This is a genomic window from Caballeronia sp. SL2Y3 (genome assembly GCF_022879575.1).
GTDB lineage: Bacteria > Pseudomonadota > Gammaproteobacteria > Burkholderiales > Burkholderiaceae > Caballeronia.
The window spans coordinates 2,688,378-2,708,992 of the sequence record NZ_CP084260.1 but is presented as its reverse complement, the minus strand read 5'-3'; the positions used below and the strand labels follow the sequence as shown (position 1 = coordinate 2,708,992).

Annotated in this window: 16 protein-coding genes, 1 tRNA gene and 2 pseudogenes; 7 read left to right on the top strand and 12 right to left on the bottom strand. The window is 63.3% G+C overall.

Going from position 1 to position 20,615, the window contains the following annotated elements:
- The first annotated feature begins 21 nt into the window (after window positions 1-21).
- Window positions 22-1,170 (top strand): branched-chain amino acid ABC transporter substrate-binding protein, encoded by a 1,149-nt coding sequence (locus LDZ26_RS12835; RefSeq protein ID WP_244847519.1) that lies wholly within the window; start codon window positions 22-24, stop codon window positions 1,168-1,170.
- Window positions 1,171-1,232: 62 nt separating this feature from the next.
- Here the strand turns inward: LDZ26_RS12835 and LDZ26_RS12830 are convergent, their stop codons facing one another.
- Window positions 1,233-2,120: an NYN domain-containing protein gene (locus LDZ26_RS12830; RefSeq protein WP_244847518.1), complete on the bottom strand. Its 888-nt coding sequence runs from the start codon at window positions 2,118-2,120 to the stop codon at window positions 1,233-1,235.
- Between the two features lie 261 nt (window positions 2,121-2,381).
- Window positions 2,382-4,076, bottom strand: coding sequence for a thiamine pyrophosphate-binding protein (locus LDZ26_RS12825; RefSeq protein ID WP_244847517.1), 1,695 nt, complete (start codon window positions 4,074-4,076; stop codon window positions 2,382-2,384).
- Between the two features lie 297 nt (window positions 4,077-4,373).
- Here LDZ26_RS12825 and flhF point away from each other — a divergent pair, with 297 nt between their 5' ends.
- The 3 genes from flhF to LDZ26_RS12810 are packed head-to-tail and all read left to right on the top strand — an operon-like array spanning window position 4,374 to window position 7,829.
- Complete coding sequence (gene flhF, locus LDZ26_RS12820; protein ID WP_244847516.1) at window positions 4,374-6,167, top strand: flagellar biosynthesis protein FlhF; 1,794 nt, start codon at window positions 4,374-4,376, stop codon at window positions 6,165-6,167.
- Window positions 6,160-7,077, top strand: a complete 918-nt coding sequence (locus LDZ26_RS12815; protein ID WP_244849173.1) for a MinD/ParA family protein — start codon at window positions 6,160-6,162, stop codon at window positions 7,075-7,077. The genes flhF and LDZ26_RS12815 overlap by 8 nt, the downstream gene beginning before the upstream one ends.
- 20 nt (window positions 7,078-7,097) lie before the next feature.
- Window positions 7,098-7,829, top strand: coding sequence for an RNA polymerase sigma factor FliA (locus LDZ26_RS12810; protein ID WP_175938629.1), 732 nt, complete (start codon window positions 7,098-7,100; stop codon window positions 7,827-7,829).
- Between the two features lie 4 nt (window positions 7,830-7,833).
- On the opposite strand, the gene LDZ26_RS12805 is transcribed toward LDZ26_RS12810, so the two are convergent.
- On the bottom strand, window positions 7,834-8,916 hold the full coding sequence (locus tag LDZ26_RS12805) for a diguanylate cyclase (RefSeq protein ID WP_244847515.1): 1,083 nt from the start codon (window positions 8,914-8,916) through the stop codon (window positions 7,834-7,836).
- Between the two features lie 374 nt (window positions 8,917-9,290).
- On the opposite strand from LDZ26_RS12805, the pseudogene LDZ26_RS12800 reads away from it, so the two are divergent.
- Window positions 9,291-9,975, top strand: a pseudogene (locus LDZ26_RS12800) (transposase); the annotation flags it as partial.
- A 56-nt stretch (window positions 9,976-10,031) separates the two neighbouring features.
- Here LDZ26_RS12800 and LDZ26_RS12795 read toward each other — a convergent pair.
- Together LDZ26_RS12795 and LDZ26_RS12790 are read right to left on the bottom strand one after the other, a co-directional pair.
- Window positions 10,032-11,885: a tetratricopeptide repeat protein gene (locus LDZ26_RS12795; protein ID WP_370650678.1), complete on the bottom strand. Its 1,854-nt coding sequence runs from the start codon at window positions 11,883-11,885 to the stop codon at window positions 10,032-10,034.
- A 543-nt stretch (window positions 11,886-12,428) separates the two neighbouring features.
- Window positions 12,429-12,812 (bottom strand): annotated as a pseudogene (locus LDZ26_RS12790) (glycosyltransferase family 2 protein); the annotation flags it as partial.
- Between the two features lie 345 nt (window positions 12,813-13,157).
- Between LDZ26_RS12790 and LDZ26_RS12785 the strand changes: the two are divergent.
- Both LDZ26_RS12785 and LDZ26_RS12780 read left to right on the top strand, forming a co-directional pair.
- The gene (locus LDZ26_RS12785; RefSeq protein ID WP_244847514.1) at window positions 13,158-14,303 is read left to right on the top strand and encodes a DegT/DnrJ/EryC1/StrS aminotransferase family protein; all 1,146 of its coding nucleotides are present in this window, start codon (window positions 13,158-13,160) and stop codon (window positions 14,301-14,303) included.
- 65 nt (window positions 14,304-14,368) lie between these two features.
- Window positions 14,369-15,361 carry a 3-oxoacyl-ACP synthase III family protein gene (locus tag LDZ26_RS12780; protein WP_244847513.1) on the top strand — a complete coding sequence of 331 codons (993 nt, stop codon included), beginning with the start codon at window positions 14,369-14,371 and terminating at the stop codon, window positions 15,359-15,361.
- A gap of 110 nt (window positions 15,362-15,471) precedes the next feature.
- On the opposite strand, the gene LDZ26_RS12775 is transcribed toward LDZ26_RS12780, so the two are convergent.
- The 7 genes from LDZ26_RS12775 to LDZ26_RS12745 all read right to left on the bottom strand — a co-directional run bounded on the left by LDZ26_RS12775 (window position 15,472) and on the right by LDZ26_RS12745 (window position 20,577).
- Entirely contained in the window at window positions 15,472-16,101 is a 630-nt protein-coding gene (locus tag LDZ26_RS12775) for a hypothetical protein (protein ID WP_244847512.1), read from the bottom strand.
- Window positions 16,098-17,270: a Rieske 2Fe-2S domain-containing protein gene (locus tag LDZ26_RS12770; RefSeq protein WP_244847511.1), complete on the bottom strand. Its 1,173-nt coding sequence runs from the start codon at window positions 17,268-17,270 to the stop codon at window positions 16,098-16,100. The genes LDZ26_RS12775 and LDZ26_RS12770 overlap by 4 nt, the downstream gene beginning before the upstream one ends.
- 133 nt (window positions 17,271-17,403) lie before the next feature.
- The gene (locus tag LDZ26_RS12765) at window positions 17,404-18,033 is read right to left on the bottom strand and encodes an acetyltransferase (protein WP_244847510.1); all 630 of its coding nucleotides are present in this window, start codon (window positions 18,031-18,033) and stop codon (window positions 17,404-17,406) included.
- Window positions 18,034-18,040: 7 nt separating this feature from the next.
- Entirely contained in the window at window positions 18,041-18,787 is a 747-nt protein-coding gene (locus LDZ26_RS12760; RefSeq protein ID WP_244847509.1) for an SDR family NAD(P)-dependent oxidoreductase, read from the bottom strand.
- Window positions 18,784-19,821, bottom strand: coding sequence for a ketoacyl-ACP synthase III (locus tag LDZ26_RS12755; RefSeq protein ID WP_244847508.1), 1,038 nt, complete (start codon window positions 19,819-19,821; stop codon window positions 18,784-18,786). Before LDZ26_RS12755 ends, LDZ26_RS12760 begins: the two co-directional genes overlap by 4 nt.
- An 8-nt stretch (window positions 19,822-19,829) precedes the next feature.
- Window positions 19,830-20,072: an acyl carrier protein gene (locus tag LDZ26_RS12750; protein ID WP_244847507.1), complete on the bottom strand. Its 243-nt coding sequence runs from the start codon at window positions 20,070-20,072 to the stop codon at window positions 19,830-19,832.
- A gap of 429 nt (window positions 20,073-20,501) precedes the next feature.
- Window positions 20,502-20,577: transfer RNA gene (locus LDZ26_RS12745), tRNA-Arg, on the bottom strand.
- Window positions 20,578-20,615: the final 38 nt, after the last annotated feature.

Sequence of the window (20,615 nt, the reverse complement as noted above, 5' to 3'; positions counted from 1 at the left end):
ACACTGGTATTAGGAGAAGCTATGAAGCACACGATGACCAAGCTGGCAGCCGCCATGACGCTCGCCGGCCTGTCGTTCGCGGGGACCGCATTCGCACAGCAGGCAGACGAGGTGAAGGTCGGCTTCGCGGGCCCGATGACCGGCGCGCAAGCCCACTACGGCAAGGACTTCCAGAACGGCATCACGCTTGCGGTCGAAGACTTCAACGCGACGAAGCCGGTGATCGGCGGCAAGCCGGTTCGCATCGTGCTGGATTCGGCGGACGACCAGGCCGACCCGCGCACGGGCACGACCGTCGCGCAGAAGCTCGTGGACGACGGCATTAAGGGCATGCTCGGCCACTTCAACTCGGGCACGACCATTCCGGCATCGCGCATTTACGCGAACGCCGGCATCCCCGAAATCGCGATGGCTACGGCGCCGGAATACACGACGCAGGGTTTCAAGACCGCGTTCCGCATGATGACCTCGGACACGCAGCAAGGCTCGGTCGCGGGTGAGTTCGCGGTGAAGAACCTGAAGGTCAAGAAGATCGCTATCGTCGACGACCGCACGGCGTACGGCCAGGGTCTCGCCGATCAGTTCGAGAAGGCGGCGAAGGCGGCGGGCGGCACGATCGTCGATCGGGAATTCACGAACGACAAGGCTGTCGACTTCAAGGCGATTCTGACCAAGATCAAGTCGATGAATCCAGACCTCGTGTACTACGGCGGCGCCGATTCGCAGGCCGCGCCGATGGTCAAGCAGATGAAGACGCTCGGCTTCCGCGCGCCGCTGATGGCGGGCGAAATGGTGAAGACCGACACGTTCATCAAGATCGCGGGCGAGTCGGCGGAAGGCACGGTGGCATCGCTCGCGGGCCTGCCGATGAACGAAATGCCGGGCGGCGCGGCGTACGAAGCGAAGTACAAGAAGCGCTTCAACGAAGACGTGCAGACGTACTCGCCGTACGCCTACGACGGCGCGATGGCCATGTTCACCGCGATGAAGGCGGCCAACTCCACGGACCCGGCGAAATATCTGCCGGTGCTCGCGAAGACCGACATGCAAGGCGTGACGACGAACCACCTCGCGTACGACGCGAAGGGCGATCTGAAGAACGGCGGGATTACGCTGTATAAGGTCGTCGGTGGGAAGTGGACGACGTTGCAGAGCGTGGGCGGGAAGTAAGGCTTAGTCGCAGCGTTCGAGGAGACGGCCCGGTCTGTATCGACGACCGGGCCGTTTCACGTTCAGGACGCAGAAGTCATTCTGACTTTCGCGGCACTCGGACCTTTCTGCGTTTCGGGGCCTTCGAGAAAGCTCACTTCCATGCCCTTCTCGAGTTCATCGGGCGAGGCGTCATCCAACGTCACGTAGCGGAAGTAGACGTTCTTGCCCAACCCTTCCGGCCGGATGAATCCGTAGTGTGCGTATAGGCTTTCGATGAAGCCGATCTTCCAGGCAGATTCTGCGGCGCCTGCGCGTGGCGACTGGTCCCGTCGCCGTTGGAAAAGTCCGCTTAGGTGTTTGCGTTCTTCATCCTCCGCCTCGTCCATTTCATCAATGACCTCGGACATGATGAGCTGGTAATTCACCTCCTTGAGCAGCATCTGACTGGGCCGCGTCTCTCTCGAATAGCCGTCCTCGCCTTCATATGAGATGAACCAGTTAAGCGCCATGACCCGCGTTCCGAGTGTCTTCAGTTTGCGAACGAGCGGGATATAGTCGCTGTCGCTCGCAATCAGGACGACGACATCGAATTTCTTGTAGATGGTCAACTCGAAGGCTTCGAGGGCCAGCCAGACGTCGATGCCCTTTTCCTTTCCGACGAAGTTCATGGGCAGATAGTGCGCCATGACGTTTTCGCGCATCAGTATGTCGTCGATCGCGCGGTCGTAGAAGAACGCGCTGTCGCCCTTTTCCTTTGTCTTCTGCGCGGAAAAGCGGCCCCGGAAGTAATGCGCGTCGATCACCTGGCAATGGCGCATATCGACGTTCTCGCCGACCGCGACGCGATAACGGATATAGTCATGAAGTCCCGGCATCGAGATCCAGGCGCGCTTCTCGTGGTGATGGCGATAGTACTTGCTGACGCGATCGAAGTAATTCCCGTCGTAGAAGACGCCGATCTTGGTCAATTGCCTGGCTGCATGTGACATCGTGCAATCGCTCCTCTTGTCGATTTGGAATCGACTCTCTGTATGAGAGTGCGAGCGCGATTATCCGAAGCGGGCAGATCACTCCGACAGTGCAAAATGCTGAATTAAGGTTGCCCGAAAGCAGTGCTCTTGAACGGGCATTGGACCGATTCGGGCATGCCACATGGCTTTTCGGGCGCGCGGCGCGATCCACGGTTGAACGCGCAGCGCCCGAAAAGCTCCATGCCGGCTTTTGCCTCGTTACCGCCTCCCCTGCTCCCGCACCTGCTCCAACGTCGCCCCGGGCGTGCTCTGATCCTGCGGAATACGAATCTCGATGACCGCAGGCAGCCCGGAACCCACCGCGCGCTCGAATGCCGGCATGAACTGATCCGTCGCCTCGACACGCTCGCCGTGCGCCCCAAACGCCCGCGCATACGCGACGAAATCCGGGTTCGTGAGCCCAGTGCCATGCACGCGATGCGGATAGTGCCGCTCCTGATGCATGCGGATCGTGCCGTACTGCGCGTTGTTCACCACCACGAAAATCACCGCCAGTCCATATTGCATGGCCGTCGCGATCTCATGGCTCGCCATCATGAAGCAGCCGTCGCCCGCAAAGGCGATCACCGTGCGCTCCGGGTAAAGCGACTTCGCCGCGATCGCGGCCGGCACGCCGTAGCCCATCGCCCCGCTCGTCGGAGCGACCTGCGAGCGGAAGTGCCGGTACGCGTAGTGCCGATGCAGCCACGTCGCGTAATTGCCCGCGCCGTTCGTGAGAATCGCGTCGGCGGGCAGGCGCTCCGAGAGCGTGCGCATGATCTCGCCAAGCTGGACGTCGCCAAGCATCGGGCGAGGCTTGCGCCAGTCGAGATACGCGGCGTGCGCGGCTTCGGCGCTTCCGGCCCACGGAACCTCGGCAGGCGGTTCCAATGAAGCCAGGAGCGACGCGATCTCCGGCATCCCCGAAACGATCGGCAGATCCGCGCTATACACGCGCCCCAGTTCCTCCGCGCCCTGATGAACGTGGATCAGCGTCTGCTTCGTCTTCGGGATGTCGAGCAGCGTGTAGCCGCCCGTCGTCGATTCGCCCATGCGCGGGCCGAGCACGAAGAGCACGTCGGCATCGCGCACGCGGGCAGCCAGCGCCGGATTGATGCCGAGGCCCACATCGCCCGCATAGTTCGGGTGCTCGTTGTTCAGCGTGTCCTGGAAGCGGAACGCGCAGCCCGCCGGCAGTTGCCATCGCTCGATGAAGCGGGCGAAATCCTGCGTCGCCGCTTCGGTCCAGCCGCTGCCGCCCGCGATCACGAACGGCTTCTTCGCATTCGCCAGCAGATCGCGCAGCCGCTCCATCTGCGCGGGCGCGGGCGACGCCGCGACGCGCTGGTAATGCGGCGCGGGCGGCACGGCTTCGCACGCTTCGGTCAGCATGTCCTCGGGCAGCGCGAGCACGACCGGCCCGGGCCGGCCCGCCGTCGCCACATGAAACGCGTGACTCATATATTCCGGCACGCGGCGCGGATCGTCGATCTGCGCGACCCACTTCGCCATCTGCCCGAACATGCGGCGGTAGTCGATCTCCTGAAACGCCTCGCGATCCATATGGTCGCGCGCGCATTGGCCGATGAGCAGGATCATCGGCGTCGAGTCCTGATACGCGGTGTGCACGCCGATGGACGCGTGCGTCGCGCCCGGCCCGCGCGTCACGATGGCGACGCCCGGCCGTCCGGTCAGCTTGCCGACGGCTTCGGCCATGTTCGCCGCGCCCGCCTCGTGGCGGCACACGATGGTCTGGATCTGCGCGGTCTCGTCATGCAGTGAATCGAGGACGGCGAGAAAGCTCTCGCCCGGCACGCAAAAGACGCGCTCGACGCCGTGATGCACGAGCGCATCCACGACGAGGCGCGCGCCGGTGGTCTGACGGGAAAGAGCGGGGGAAGCGTCGGAGGTCATGCGGTCAAGTCTCCTGTTGTATTGCGGCCGAAGCCGTTGTTGCGCATTGAGCCCTAAAGCTTACGCCGCCGCGAGGCCCGTTGTCCGCTGGCGAGCGGAATCTTTTCCCGGTCGGCTGGCGCCGGAACGTCCGGGCGTCGTCCATCAGTCGAAATACCCCTGTTTCCCACCCTTTATCCCGCGATAGGCCGAAGGGCATCTTCGCAATAATGGCTTCACTGAAAAGCGGACGCCCCGAACCATCCGGCAGCGCCCGCCTCGCAAAGATCGCAGTCTCATACCTCATCGGGGGCAAGTTTGAACATTCGTAAATTCATTGGCGCCAACAGCCGCGACGCTCTGCGCCAGGTTCGTGAAGCGCTCGGCCCCGATGCCGTCGTGTTGTCGAACCGCACGCTCGACGACGGTTCCGTCGAGATCGTGGGCGTGGCGGATCGCGACATCGCATCCATTTCGCCGGCCGCGCACGAACAGGCGCCGGCCGCATTCCCGAGCGCCACGCCGCGCTCCGCGCTCGCGCAAGCCGCAGCCGCCGTGGCCGCGAAGCAGCCCGCAGCCGCGAATCCTTACGCGAGCGGCGACGTGTTCTCGTCGGTCTTCGGCGCGAATCCTGAAGCCCATACGGATGACCTCGACCACCGCGACGCCCCGCGCGACGCCCAAGCCGACGACGCACCGCGCACGATGGCCGAATCGAATCCGTGGCTGATCGAGCACGCGCGACGCATCGCCGAGCAGGCCGCTATGCCGTCGAATCGTCCGCTGTCGGCATCCGCTGCCATTGCGCGAGGTCTCGGCGTGCCGGTGCCGCCGAAGGCATCCGCAGCGAAAGCCGCCGACAAGCTCGCCGACCAGCGCGCCGACCAGCGTGCCGAGAAGCGCGCCGACAAGCCCCAGCCGAGCAACTACGCGATGCGCGAGTCCGCGCAGCCGAAGATCGACACGCCGGACTGGGCTCGCGAAGCCGCGCAAGTCGCCGCGCGCCGCGCCGCCCACAAGATCAACGCGGGCGCGCCGCAAGCGGAAGCCTCGCCCGACAATGCGCTCGAAGGCCTGCCCGCGAACGCAGCCGCTGTCGTGACCGATGCGATCCGCGCACGCATGGAGCAAGTCGTCAACGAAACGGTGATGCACGAACTCTCGTCGATGCGCGAGATGATGGAAGAGCACTTCTCCGGTCTCCTGTGGGGCGAGCGCCAGCGCCGCAGCCCGGGCAACGCCGGCCTCACCAAGCGCCTGTTCGCGGCCGGTTTCTCCGCGCAACTCGTGCGCATGGTCGTGGACAACATGCCCGAGATGGAAAGCGCCGAGCACGCGATGGAATGGGTGCAGCAGGTGCTCGAATCGAACCTGCCGGTCATGGCGAGCGAAGACGCGCTGATGGAACGCGGCGGCGTGTTCGCGCTGATGGGCCCGACGGGCGTCGGCAAGACCACGACCACGGCCAAGCTCGCCGCGCGCTGCGTGATGCGCTTCGGCGCAAGCAAGGTCGCGCTGCTCACGACCGACAGCTACCGGATCGGCGCGCACGAGCAACTGCGCATCTTCGGCAAGATTCTCGGCGTCTCGGTCCACGCGGTGAAAGACGCCGCCGACCTGCAACTCGCGCTGTCGGAGCTGCGCAACAAGCACATCGTGCTGATCGACACCATCGGCATGAGCCAGCGCGATCGCATGGTGTCCGACCAGATTTCGATGCTCTGCGGCGCGGGTCATCCGGTGCAGCGCCTGTTGCTGCTCAATGCGACAAGCCACGGCGACACGCTCAACGAAGTGGTGCAGGCCTACAAGAGCGCGGCCGATCAGCCGCCGCTCGCGGGCTGCATCCTGACCAAGCTCGACGAAGCGACGAATCTCGGCGGCGTGCTCGATACCGTCATCCGCTACAAGCTGCCGGTGCATTACGTCTCGACCGGCCAGAAGGTGCCGGAGAACCTGTACGTCGCGACCAAGCGGTTTCTGATCAAGAGCGCGTTCTGCATTCCGCGCGAGGGTTCGCCCTTCGTGCCGCAGGACGACGAGGTGCCGGCACTGCTCTCCGCATTGTCCGCGCGCGCCACCACCGAACTGCATGAGGTCCGCTTTGGATAAGTTCGTGCTCGATCAGGCTGAAGGTCTGAGAAGGCTGCTCACGCGAGGCGGTTCGCGCGTGGTGGCGGTGGCGGGCGGGCCGGCGGGCATCGGCTGCACGTCGGCGGTCGTGAATCTGGGCGCGGCGCTGTCCGTGCATGGCAAGGACGTGCTCGTGATCGACGAGCGGGCGAACGCGGCATCCGCTGCGCGCCTCGCCGGCACGTCCGGCGCCGGGGCGCTCGCCGCGGTGATGTCGGGCCGCGAGGCGCTTCAGGACGCGGTGACGCGCACGCCGTTCGGCTTCTCGCTGCTCGCCGCGCCACGCGACGAACGCATCAGCCACGACGCCGCGCAGTGCCGCGCGCTGCTCGAAGGTCAGGCGGACATCGTGCTGATCGACGCGCAACTCGATCGATACGGCGCGCTCTCGTCGCTCGCGGCGCAGGCGCATGACTTTCTCATCGTGACGCGGGTGGCCGCGTCCGCGATCACCGAGGCGTACGCGTGCATCAAGCGTCTGCACTACGCCCATGCGATCGGCCAGTTCCGCGTGCTCGTCAATCACGTGCAGAACCCGGCCGACGCGGCGGTCGCGTTCGACAATCTGTCGGGCGTCGGGAGCCGGTATCTGGCCGTGTCGCTCGTGCAGGCAGGGTATGTGTCCGAGGATGCGCGCGTCACTCGGGCGAAGGAGCTCTCGCGCTGCGTGGTGGAAGCGTTCCCGGCGACAGCCGCGGCGCGCGACTACCGGCAGATCGCGGCGGAGCTTCTGCATTGGCCGATGCGTCCCGCCCCGACCGGGAGCGAGACGCAGGTCCGGAATGACGCGCGGTTTTCGGTTGGCGAGGCTGACAAGGGCGGACGGGAGACGGGGCGCATGGCGTCGATGTTTTCCAGTCATGCATTGACCAGTACGGCGTCGATGTGATCAAGATTAAGGTGACTCAGATGTACAACGCCCAAGGCAAACTCTCTCAGTCGGACGTCCTGACTAAATATGCGCCGCTCGTTCGTCGGCTCGGACTGCAACTCGTCGCCAAGATGCCGGCGAGCGTCGATCTCGACGACCTGATTCAGGCCGGCATGATCGGTCTTCTGGATGCGGCGAGCCGCTACAAGGAAGATCAGGGCGCGCAGTTCGAAACCTACGCGAGCCAGCGCATTCGCGGCGCCATGCTCGACGAGCTGCGTGCGAACGACTGGCTGCCGCGCAGCATGCGCAAGACGTCGCGCGAAGTGGAATCGGCGGTGCACAAGGTCGAGCAGAACCTCGGCCGCGCCGCGAGCGAAGTGGAAATTGCCGAGCACATGAAGATGCCGCTCGACGAATATCAGTCGATGCTGCAGGATCTGCACGGCAGCCAGCTGATCTACTACGAAGACTTCGACCGCTCCGCCGACGACGAGCCGTTCCTCGACCGCTATTGCGTCGACCGTTCGGACCCGCTGTCCGCGCTGCTCGACGACAGCCTGCGCGGTGCGCTGATCGAAGCCATCGACAAGCTGCCGGAACGCGAAAAGCTGTTGATGAGCCTCTACTACGAACGCGGCCTGAACTTGCGCGAAATCGGCGCGGTGATGGAAGTGAGCGAATCGCGCGTGTGTCAGCTGCACAGCCAGGCGGTCGCCCGTTTGCGCGCCAAGCTGCGCGAGCAGTCGTGGACGAGCGTCGAGGCGTAATGCGCTAGCCGGCTTCGAAGTCTCGCGCTTCGGCAAACACCGTTTTGCCGATGCCGAGACTTTTCGCGCGATACATCGCGCGGTCGGCGGCGCGCAGCACGGCGTGGATGTCGGCGTAGCGCGCGTCGGCCGCGCTGGCCAGCATGCACGCGCCGATGCTTGCCGAGACCGAAACCGGCCGCCCGTCCACCGACGCGATCGAGGCGAGCGCCGCGTGAATGCCTTCGGTGATTGCGAGGACGGCCGTGCGGCTCTGCGCCTGATGCGCGAGCACCACGAACTCGTCGCCGCCCAGGCGCGCCACGGTGTCGCTATTGGACATGCGGCGGGCGAGCACGTTGGCGAACTGCTGCAATAGCAGGTCGCCGACCGCGTGGCCGTAGGTATCGTTGACTTCCTTGAAGCCGTCGAGGTCGATCAGAAGCAGCACGGTGTCCTGCGTTGCGTCGGACATCGTGCGATTGACGATATGTTCCAGCGCGTAGCGGTTGGCGAGACCCGTGAGCGGATCGGTCGATGCCTGACGCGCGAGATCGCGATTGGCGTTGCCGAGGCGATCGACGAGCACCGTCAGGTACACCGATGCCGCCAGCACGCTCAAAGCGAGCCCGAGCGCGGCGGACAGGTTCGCGTTCCACCACGGCTGCCAGAGCGCGAGCGCGCCGATGACCGTCATCGCGGTGGCGCACGAGACGGCGAGCGTGCGCTTGCCGTAGCGGCAGCCCGAGCCGATGAGAAACCAGAAGACGACCCACAAGAGCGGCAGCGCGATTTCGCCGCCCGCGGCGAGCGCCGCGCCGACGAGCGCCTGATCGGCAATGGTCGTGACCACGAGCCGCTTCTTCGATGGCGACGCCATGCGGCTGACGATCAGCAGCGTGACTGCGCCGTAGAACACATAGAGCCCGACGATTTGCGCGACCAGCGACGCTTCGCGCGAAGGGACGAGCCACGCGAAACAGGCGTAGGCGAGGAGCACCACGGCGCCCAGCACGACGCGCAGCGTGGCTTGTTCGCGTTCGGGATGCCGAAGCGCCGCCCATGCGAAGGCATGAGGCCAGCGTGGCGGGTGATGAGCCTGCTGCATGTGAACCCCTGGATTTTGCTTTTTGTTCGTTCGACGCGCTTGGAATGGGCGCGGTCGGCCGTAGGGTTAACGGCAAAGCAGGTGCGAGGCTTGAGCTTCGTGGGAGATGACGACGAAGCGACAGATGTGCGACTTGGCGCGCCCGGCTGGGATCGAACCAGCAACCCCTTGCCTTTCTCTTTCCGTATGCGGTTATCGAGCAGGTCATCGCACGGCCCTCGTGTACGCCGAATAGCGGCGACGCAGCATGGACGGTAAAGCCGGCGCCTGTTTCGGCAAACCAGTTGAAGTGAGTCAATTGCGATCGGGCGCGTCCAGGCTGCTTGGAGCCCGCGCGTAAGCCTGCGCCGTGACGCCTAGCCGAATCCTCGTGTATGAGGCATGGACTGGAACCGACGATCGAATCGGGCAAAGGACTGGACTCGACTCAAAGCTGATCCAGCGACTGGCGCACGAAACGCTTAACCGAGCGGATAAAAAAGCAACGGCCCGCGAGCGCTCGCAGGGCGGCGAGCGGACGCACTATCACGGCTACGAGAAGGGCGAACTAAGCCGGTGGGCAGCACGACCACCGCAACGGCACCAGCCGCAAGCGCATCACGACTCATGACGACATTCTCGACATCGAGATTCCGCGCGACCGAGAAGGGACCTTCCATCCGGTGCTCATTGCCAAGGGCGAGCCACGCTTTGGCGACTTCGACGACAAGATCATCGCGCGCAATGAGCGCGCGGGAGAACCGCGATTTTCTCGTGACGATGCACGACATCGAACAATCTGCGGACTTGGTCAGCACGGTGGCCGGCTGGGCGATCGACGGGGTGCGCGAATGGGCACAGCGACCGCTCGAGCCGATATATTCAGTGGGTGTTCCCCGACGCGCTGCGGGCCAAGATCGGCGACGAAGAAGTGGTCCCCAACAAGGGGATCTACATGGCGCCGGGCCTGCGCCGCGACGGCTCGCGTGACGTGCGGGGCTCTGGATCGAGCAGGCCGAAGGCGCGAAGTTCTGGCCGCGCGTGGTCAATCACCTGAAGCTGCGCGGTGTGCAGGACATCCCGAATAATTCACGACGCCTTCGCGCCCGGCCGACAGGCAGCCGGGCACGCGCTGGCTAACCTGCCACAGATTCGGTGGCCGCGACGTGCGCCACCCACATGCCATGCAACGCGTCTTCCAGATGCTTCGCGAAGCGAGGCGCGTCGCACAGCGGCGAAGCGACGAGTTGCGCACGCAGGCCGCTGCGAAGCGCTTGCAGTTGCGACGCATCGGCGGCGAACTGCACGGTTTTCGCGACATAATCGTCTTCGCTCTGTGCGATCCAGTCGGGCAAACCGGCCGCATGCAGCATGCTTTCGCAGATGTGCGACAGAAACCGCTCGCCGCGCAGGCACAGGACAGGCACGCCCATGAACAGGCCTTCCGCCGTCGTCGTGCGACCCGGATACGAGAACGGGCTCAACGCGATGTCCACCCGACGATACGCGGCCAGATACTCGGCACGCGGCGAACGGTCCTCCAGGATGAGGCGCGATGCATCGACGCCGTGTGCAGCGAAACGCGCGACGATCGACTCGCGGGCGTGATTCAGATCCAGATTCTGCGCCTTGATGAACAGACGCGAATGCGCGACGGCATGCAGCACGCGCGACCACAGCGCCACCGTCTGATCGGAAATCTTGGCGAGCTTGCCGAAATAGCCGAACGTCACATGTCCGTTGTCGAGCATCGGCAGCTTGCCCGCGTCCAGCGGCTCGGCAGGCGGCGTGAAGCACAAGTAGCTGTCGGGCATCCGCCACGCGCGCTCGGTGAAGTGGTGTGCCTCGCTTTCCGGCAGCACGTAACGGTCGCCGAGCATGTAGTCGATCGCGCGCATACCCGTGCTTGCGAAGTAACCGGGCCAGCTCACCTGAACGGGCGCGGGCTTGCGCGCAAACACAGGCAGGCGGTTGAACTGCGTATGACCCGATGCATCGATCAGCACGTCGATGCGATCGTCGCGGATGCGTGCGGCGGCGGCATCGTCCGTCATGCCCGCGAGGCTCGTCCACGTCGCAAAGCGCGAACGGATGCGCAGCGTCAGCGCATCTTCGACATCGCGCGTCGCATACGCGTGCAACTCCACGCGCGCTGCATCGACATGATTCACGACGCTTTCGAGCAAGGAACCGACCGGGTGCTGCTTCAAATCGCCCGACACGATGCCGACGCGCAAAGCTCGGCCTGTCGCGGGCGTCGCTTCGCCGAGCCAGTCACGGTACGGCGTTACGCCCTGCGTGATGGCTTCATCGAAACCTTTGGCTTCCTCCAGGTACGCGGCGGGCGTCACGCCGCTGTAGTAATTCGACGCGAACAACCGGTTGCTGCGCGGCGCCGGCAACTCGGGGCGCAACGTAATGGCCGTGCTGTACGCTTCGACGGCAGCATCGAGTTCGTCGAGCTCCATCATCGTCGTGGCAAGGTTGTTATAGGCTTGCGCGTGATCGGGCTTCAGCGACACGACCTTGACGAACGAATCGACAGCGCCGCTCAGGTCGTGCGTCGCGCGCTGTGCAATCCCGAGGTTGTAGTACGCGTCGATATAGTCGGGCTGCTGCGCGATCGCCTGGCGGAAGCACTCGACGGCAGCAGCAGGCCGGTTGTCCGCCTGCATGACGTTGCCGAGGTTGTAATAGAACGCGGCCGCCGGTCGAACCGCGATGGCGGCCATGATCAGCTCGGAGGCTGTCGCGTACTGGCCGAAGGCGTGAGCGACAAGGCCCAGCAGATGCAGCGCTTCGGGGTGGTTCGGATCTGTCGCGAGGATCTCGCGATACAGCGTCTCGGCTTCGTCGAGCCGATCGGCCTGATGACATTCGACGGCGCGCGCGAGCAGCGCCTCGATAGCGGGATTCGTCGTCGCCGGCTTCTCGGCGGCGGCCACACTGGCCTGCGGCGTCGGCAGACGGGCCGCCGCGCGGGCGTGCATCTTTTCGTTCACCATTGCCGCGTCGGCGCGAAAGCGCGGGGACGCATAGAGTCCGGCAGGCGGCTGTTTGACCAGCTCGTCGAGGTTGTCGCGCAATGCCTGCAATTCGACCATGCCGAGCGTGTCGATGCCGTGCGTGTAAAGACGGGTCAGCTGCGCTTTCGCGCGCATCAACGCTTCGGCGGACATCTGACCCGCCGCCGCCTCGCCGCGCACCATCACTTCCCATTCGTAGTAGCCCGCAACGAGAATGGGACTCGCGACCCCCGAATTCTGCGTGCGATGCCGGCGGAAACAGCTCAGATAGCCGCCCAGCAGCACGAGCGGTCCCTTCTCCGCGAGGTTCAGATACATGCTGACGTCGTTGAGGAACGTGATGTCCCAGCCGCGGTACAACATCACCGTCGACATGTCGACGGCATCGCGCACCATCATGATGTTGCTAGGCTCGCCGATGAAGTTGTTCGCCAGCGCGACCATGTGCTCGACCAGTGCCGGACGTTCGACCAACGCGATCTGGCCAGCCGGAACGAGAGCCGGCGGCGTGTGCAGAACGTTGTCGTCGGCGTCGATCAGGACGCGCTCATGAACGGCGACGGCCGAACCGGGATGCTGACGCAGCGCGTCGACCAGCGCTTCCACGGAGCGCGGCATGAGCAGGTCGTCGTCGTAGAGCCACTTGATGTACTCGCCGCGCGCCTGTTCGAACAGCAGCAGTGAATTGCGACGCGCGTCCCCGCTGCCATGATGGAAATAGCGAATGCGCGGATCGTCGAAGCTCTCGACGATGGGGCGCAAGCGACCGTCCGCGGTGTCGTCGCCGACCAGGATTTCGATGTCCGCGAAGCTCTGTGCCTGCGCGCTCGCGATTGCCTTCGCAAGGTAGTCCGGCTTGAACGCGGGAATGAGGATGCTGACGGTGGTCATGGAAAAACGGGTCCTGTTCGAGAAAGAGGGCGCACATCGGCAGCCTGAAGTTGCATGGCCGCGCCCGGGCATCCATGGCACGACGGCTTGCATACAGAATAGCGAGCGGTCGCTCGACGCCATCCACGGAACAGCGAGGCGTTTTCGTCCTTATTCGTGCCCGATGTCGCGCCTGATGTCGCGCTGAATTTCGCTTGCTCATCCTCGCGCCCCGCGCGTGCTAACCATGCCTCGAAATAGCAGCGTTTGACCCGCTTGATCAATCGATCGGATTGCCATGGCCGACGCTATTCTCGTTTTCATTGGACGTGCGCCCGTTGCGCATTCCGCTCACTCGCGACTGCCATGCAAACACTCGTTCCGGTCACCCAGCCCTATCTGCCTCCCCTCGATGAGTTTCTTCCGTATCTGCAGAAAATCTGGGACAGCAAGCAGGTGACCAATGGCGGCCCCTTTCACACGCAGCTCGAAGCGGCGCTTTGCGAATACCTGGGTGTCGAGTATCTGTCGCTGTTCTCGAACGGCACCCTCGCGCTGATCACCGCGTTGCAGGCAATGAAAGTGACGGGCGAAGTCATCACGACGCCGTTCAGCTTTGTCGCGACGACGCACGCGTTGCACTGGAACGGCATCAAGCCAGTCTTCGCCGACATCGACCCCGTGACGATGAACCTCGATCCGCGCAAGATCGAAGCGGCCATTACGCCGCAAACCACGGCTATCCTGCCCGTTCACGTCTACGGCAACCCGTGCGATGTCGAAGAGATCGAACGGATCGCCGACACGTATGGCCTGCGCGTGCTGTACGACGCAGCTCATGCGTTCGGCGTGCGCAAGTCGGGCGAGTCCGTGCTGAAGTTCGGCGACATGTCGATGCTCAGTTTTCATGGCACGAAGATCTTCAACACGTTCGAAGGCGGCGCGATCATCTGTCACGACGCCAAGACGAAGCGCCACATCGACCATCTGAAGAACTTCGGTTTCGCCGATGAAGTCACCGTCGTGAAACCCGGCATCAACGCGAAAATGAACGAACTGCAGGCGGCCTTCGGCCTCTTGCAGTTGCAGCATATGGACAGGATCGCCGTCGCGCGCGCGCGGATTGCGGCGCGCTACGAGGCGGCGCTCTCGGGTGTGAAGGGACTGCTGCTGCCTGTCGCGCCCATCGACAGTACGAGCAACCATTCGTACTTCCCGGTCCGCGTGACGGCAGACTTCCCCATCACGCGCGACGCGCTTTACGATGTGCTCCGTGCGGAAGACATCCTCGCGCGGCGGTATTTCTATCCCCTTATCAGCGAGTTTCCTACCTACCGTGGACTGCCGTCGGCGGGATCGGCGAATCTGCCCGTGGCGACGGCTATATCGCGCGAAGTGCTGTGCCTGCCCATCTTCCCGGCACTCGACAGCGACACGCAGGACAGGATCATCGAACTGGTGCTGACGGCAGCGACGGCGCGTGATCGCGCCACCGAACTGGCGGACGCGTAAGCGGCCATGGCGTCAGCGCGCTGCCGTTGCACCGGGTCCGTGCGCCATTCATCAAGGTATCTTCTATGTCAAATGTGCTGTCCATGCCCGACGTCTACCTGAACTCCATCGCCGTCGTTCAAGGCGAGCGAATTGAGCAAAACGACGCTTCGACGTTGGGCATTGCCGATGCGAATTACGAGCGCATCGTGCGAAAAACAGGCGTGCACAGCCGGCCTGTCGCAGGTCCCGATCAATATACGAGCGACCTCGCATTCGCGGCCGCGCAACAGCTGCTCGCAGCGAGCCCCGCTACAGGCGTGAGCGCGTTGATCGTCTGCACGCAAACGCCGGATCATCTGATTCCGGGCGTATCCTCGCGCATTCACGGTAGGGCAAAGCTGGCAAACGATTGCCTCGTCATGGACATCAACCAGGGCTGCTCCGGCTTCGTGCTTGGAACACAGACGGTCGTTGCGTTGCAGCGGTCCTTCCCGACAGAGAAGAGCGCGGTTCTCATCAACGCTGATACCTACTCGCGTCTGCTTCGACGCGACGACATCACGACACGCGTGCTGTTCGGCGATGCAGCGACGGCGTGCGAATTCTCGACGCGTCCTCAAGGATTGCGCTTCCTGTACTGCCGCAGCTTTGCAGACGGCTCGGGCTACGATGCGTTCGTCGCTCAGGGGTCCGCTATTCGACCGAGCGAGCACGCGCCCGGCATTTACATGGACGGCACGGCGATTTTCAATTTCGCGCTGCGCGAAGTCCCGAAAGCGGTCGAAACGGCATTGAGCGATACTGGGTTGAGCATCGGTCAGATCAGGAAGTTCGTTTTCCATCAGGCGAACGACTTCGTGACATCGCAGTTGGCGAAGAAGCTCCGGCTCAGCGACGAGCAGGTTCCGAACAACTGCGCGTATATGGGCAATACCGTCTCGGCCTCCGTGCCTATTCTGCTCGCGGAACAGATGGCATTGCTGGAGCCCGGCGATATCGTAATGACGGTCGGCTTCGGAGTCGGATTGTCCTGGGGCGTCGCGCTATTCGAGTATGCGGGCCAAGCTCCGGCGTAATGGCAAACCGGCGTCGCGCGGGTGACGGTAACAAAGCAAAAAGGCACGACTGCGTAAGTCGTGCCTTTTTTCATTAGGAAAGCGAACGCCTTCCGATTCAGCTTGCGTCCTCACGCATGACTGGGCAGCACGCGCACTGGATTCTCGAATTGCGGCGAGATGAAGGTGCTCGGCGCAATCTTGCCCGCATACTGGCGCGGGATGTTCAGGTATGAATGCGCGCCGATCACAGACGCCCGTGCAAGACTGCTGTTCGCGCAGATGGTGACGAAGTCGCCTATGATCGCCCGTTCACGGACCGAGACATTGGCTTCCAGCGTCACATAGTCGCCGACCGTGACTTCTTCCGTCACCACGACGTTTGGACGCAGCACGCAGTGATGGCCGATCTTGCTGCCAGCACCGACGAAAGCGCCCGCGTGAATGATCGTGTTTTCACCAATGACCGCGTCCGAAGCTATCTGCGCACGAGGCGAAACAAGCGAGACAGCGCGATAGCCGAGCGCGGCTGTCGCCTCGTGCAGCGCGCGTCTCACATCGTTTATATAGAACTCGTTGACAGCGATGGCGATGTCCCACTCCTCCGGCGAGAAGCGTTGAAGTTCGCTCAGATCGAAGACGTAGTAGTCCTTCGACGGAATGTGCAGCATCGCCACATCGCGTTGTGGATGTGCCTGCAATGCAAGCGCGTGGACGTCGCGCAGAGAATCGTCGGGACTCGCGATCAGCAGAGACTTCATGGCGTGCCTTCTTCATTCAGATGTTGCATGTACCACGTCCCCATCGCCGCGAGCGGCGCCTCGTGATCGCCCAGCACGTTGATGGGCGACCCGGACTTCAGCGACTTCTGCAGCGCGTTGAGTAAAACCACGTCTTCATCGACGACCCGTTTTTCCGCATGATGGATGCCCCACAGCAGATGCGGCTGCGGCGGCGTGCCATCCTTGAAACGTGTCGTGAAGACCCACGAGTGGTACTCGAACTTGTCCGGTGCGACGGGCACATACTGCTGCAGGTAATAGTGCTCGCCGTGGATGGAGCCGAAGTTCAGATTCGGAAACAGCACGCAGTGGAGCACCGCGCCTGGATCTGCCGCCCGCTCGAACAGCCCGGAATACCAGTGAGGCGCATAACGCAAGCTGCACCGCCTGAGCTGCGAAAGATCCGCGAGCTTGACGGGACGCGCCGGTATTTCGCCTGAGTGAAATTCGACGTCCGCAAAAGGACGCCCTTCTCCGAACAATGGAGAGGCGGTCGTCGACGCGCCGTGCTGCGAACCGTCGCTCGCATACTCGAACAGCGGTGCGAAGGTGTCCTTATGCACGAACGAAACGTGATTCCAGTCGAGAATGTTCTCGAAGTTCAGCTTCCAGTTGTAATCGACGTTGAAGGTCGTGTACGACACTTCGGGCGCGAAGTACGCCGAGATTCCCTGAAGCACCCGCAGCATGTCGCTCGAGTATTGTTCGGTGATGGGTATCGGTTCCGCGCTCAGATTGACGAACACGAAGTTGCCGACCACCTCGAGCGCGAACGTCTGCAAACGCCGTTCGCTTCGTTGACTACTGCAGATCTGGTAGAGCTTGTCGTTTGGGATGCCGCGCAGGCTTCCATCGCCGTTATAGGACCAGCTGTGATACGGGCAGATCAGTTTGCGTTTGCCGCAGTCGGTCTGCTGAATGGGCATGCCGCGATGGGCGCAGGCGTTGCGATATGCGCGCAGCTCCCCGTCGACCCTCTGTACGAGCACGGGCACGCCGCCCAGGTTACGCGTGATGAAGCTGTTCTCGTCTTGCAGTTGCTGCGTGAGACCGACGAGCAGCCAGAGCTCGCCGAAGATTTTCTTCTGCTCACGATCGAACCACGCTTGGTCCGTATAGCACGCGGGTGGCAGGACAGGTTCGATCATGGCGAATGTTCATCACTGGAGTGAGTTCGATGCAACGACGCGCGCTTGCGAGTGGCCCCGTGTCTTTCGCGGAAACCGTGCGCGACGCGCGTGCCGATGCCGCCGCGGAGCATCGGCCGCGGCGTGAAAACGTTCAGATCGTCCGTGCGGGGTTGCCGAAAACGGTCACGCCCGGGGGTACATTCTTGACGACGACGGAGCCGATGCCGATCGTCGCCCCAGCGCCGATGGTGACGCCCTTCGCGATCGTCGAGCGCGGATTGACGGTCACGCCATCGCCGATGTTCACGCCGCCCGCGATGAACGTCATTGCCCCGATCATGCAATGCTCGCCGACCGTGACGTCGTGTCCGACGATCGTGTAGGTGTCGATATAGGTGAACGCACCGATCGCGCAGTCCGTCGAAACGACCGCGCCTGGCGTCACGAAGGTGCCTTCGCCGATCCGCACGCGCGCTGCCACGGACGCGCCATTCCTGAAGCTGAAGAACGCCGCGCCTTGCGCCTGCAACGGCGCCACGAGCTTCCTGCGCCAAACGGGATCACCGACTGCCGGAATGAACACATCGCCTTCCCGAACCTTGTAGTCGAGTGGATTGCCGACGACAGCGCAATCCAGGCCTTCCGGTATAGCGACGTCCGCGCGCGTGTCGAGGAATCCGCCCAGTTCAAATTCGTCGTGCAGCGAGGCGTCTTTCGACAGCACGTCGTGTACGATGCGGCCCAAACCGCCGCCGCCGATAATCAGTAGTCTCTTACGCATGGCTGAATCACCCGACCGTGTGCCCGCCGTCCATCACGAGCGTGGTGCCCGTGATCCATCGGCTTGCACTGGAAAGAAAAAAGATGGCTGCATAGGCAACGTCATCCGGCAGTCCCAGCCCCAGCGGATAGCGGGCGGCCGTTTCGTCGATGCTGTCCGTGGTGCGTCGCGCCGCTTGCAGCATGGGCGTCTCGACCAAGCCCGGCGCGAGACAGTTGACGCGAATCGCTCGCTTGGCAACTTCCATCGACAACACGCGCGCCATGCTTTCAAGCGCGCCCTTGCTGCCGCCATAAGCCCCGACGCCCGCTACGCCGATATGTGCCGAAATCGATGAGATGAACACGATCGAGCCACCGCGGTTCACCGCGTTGCGGACAAGAAGCTGCTGCGTCAGCAAGATCGGGCCCAACGCGTTGATGCGGAACTGGTCTTCGATGTGGCTGCGCGATGCAAGCCTCAACGGCGCCAGCGCAGCGATGCCCGCGCTGTGCACGATGCCGTCGAACTTGCCGACGTCTTGCGCCAACTGTTTGATGCTATCGTCGTTGCTGAGGTCACACGTGAAATAGCCGTGACCTTCGCCGCCCAGTTCGTCGATGAGGCTACGCAAGCGCGCCTCGTCGCGTCCAGTCGCGACCACCGTGGCGCCGGACTGCGCGCAGCGCACCGCGATCTCCCGCCCGATGCCGGACGAAGCGCCCGTCACCAGTATGCGTTTGCCGTCGAGTGAGAATGCGTCTTGCACGGTCATGCCTCTATCAGCGCCGGGAACGTGGCGGATTCGATGTCGACGATCGCGCCGCCCCATGACAGCCCGATGCCGAATCCGCACAGCAGCAGCCGATGCTTTGCGTCGTCGAGGGTAGTGTGAAGCCGCGCGGTCATGGTCACGGGCAGAGATGCGCCGCTCGTGTTGCCGAAGTCATGCAGCGTCGACGGCACTTTCTCCGCGGGGAGGCCAAGCTTCTTGCGGATCGTCTCGTTGATCATGCGGTTGGCCTGGTGGAAGACGAAGTAATCGATCTGCTCCTTCTCCGTTTTCGCGTAGTCCAGCAGCGTGTCGACTGCGGGCGGCACGCGCTGCGTCGAGAAGCTGAGGACGGCCGTCCCGTCGAGGATCAGATCCATCGGCGAACGCATAAAGCCGTTCTCATCCCGATGCTGAAGCGTGTGTTGCGTCGTAACAGGCTCGCGATGGCCGCCGACGGGCAGCATGATCGCCTTGTGTCCGCTGCCATCGCTGTTCAGGTTGAAGAACATCGGCGCGGCGTTGGCGTCGAACTCCAGCGCGGTCGCGGTGCCGGCGTCGGAGAAGATGGGATCCTTGAGTGAACCGGCGCGGTCGCCGACCAGCAGCAGTCCCTTCTTGATCGCACCCGACGCAATCATGCTGCCGAGCAGATGAATGCCGAACGGATAGCCGGAGCAACCCAGGTTCACATCGAACGCGATGGTCGTATGCGGCAGGCCGAGACGGTCCTGCAGAATGATGGACGTGGCGGGAATGATGTAGTCAGGCGACTGCGAGACGACGATCAGTGCGTCGATCTCATCGCGTGACCATTCGAGGTCCGCCAGCAGCTTTTCGGCAGCGACGAATGCGAGGTCCGAGAAACATTGCCACTCGGGGCACAGACGGCGTTGCCGGATGCCGATATTGCGCACCAGCCGCTCGCGCTCCGAACGGATCTGCGGCGGCGCGTCTTCGATGTTGTCAACGACGCGCTTGGGCACGCAGGTCGCCATGCCTGCGAAGCGCACGTTGTGCAGAGTGGAGAGGCCCATGGTGTATGTTATCCGAGCAGCTTGTGCAGGTCGGCGAGCGTCACGCACTTTCTGATGTCGTCGCCGGAAATGGTTTTGCCGAAGTCGGTGTCGAACATGACGATGACGCCGAGCGACGCGAGCGAGTCCCACTCAGGCAGGCTGAGGAGTTCCGTTTCCGCCGTGACTTCGACGGGTTCCTGGAAATCGACCGCAATCAGGAATTGCTCGATGAACTGTTCGATCGTGATATGCGTTGTGACGGAAGACATCAATGACTCCTTGGAAATCGCGGCAAAGGCGCGAAAGGTGATTCGCTCGGAATGGGCGGCTCGGCGGCGGTCATGCCGAAGAGCCATGCACCAGGTTTGTCGGGAGCGTTTGATTATCGCAGCCTGTCAAGCCTGGCTGCCGGAAGTCCTGTCGGAGCGGTCGAACGACGTGAATGGTGCTCACGTCGCCCGTCATCGAGCGGGAGTGGCGGCAGATGAAGGGACTATACCGACGCACCCGATGATCCAATTCGGTCAACAGAGGCCGATTCCCCCTCCAAATCAGGTCAATACGGGGAGGTGGACGGGAAGACGGCCCGGCGACACGAGTGGGGCTCGAGGTACAGTGATTTGGGCAGCGGCGGAAATGGGGAGGCGGCGGTGCGTGCGGTGGAAGGGACCTGCACTGACTGAACACCGACTATCTCTTGGCGCGCCCGGCTGGGATCGAACCAGCAACCCCTGCCTTCGGAGGGCAGTACTCTATCCATTGAGCTACGGGCGCTTCGGCGGAAAGCCTTGCGTGCGGGTGCCGGAAGACGG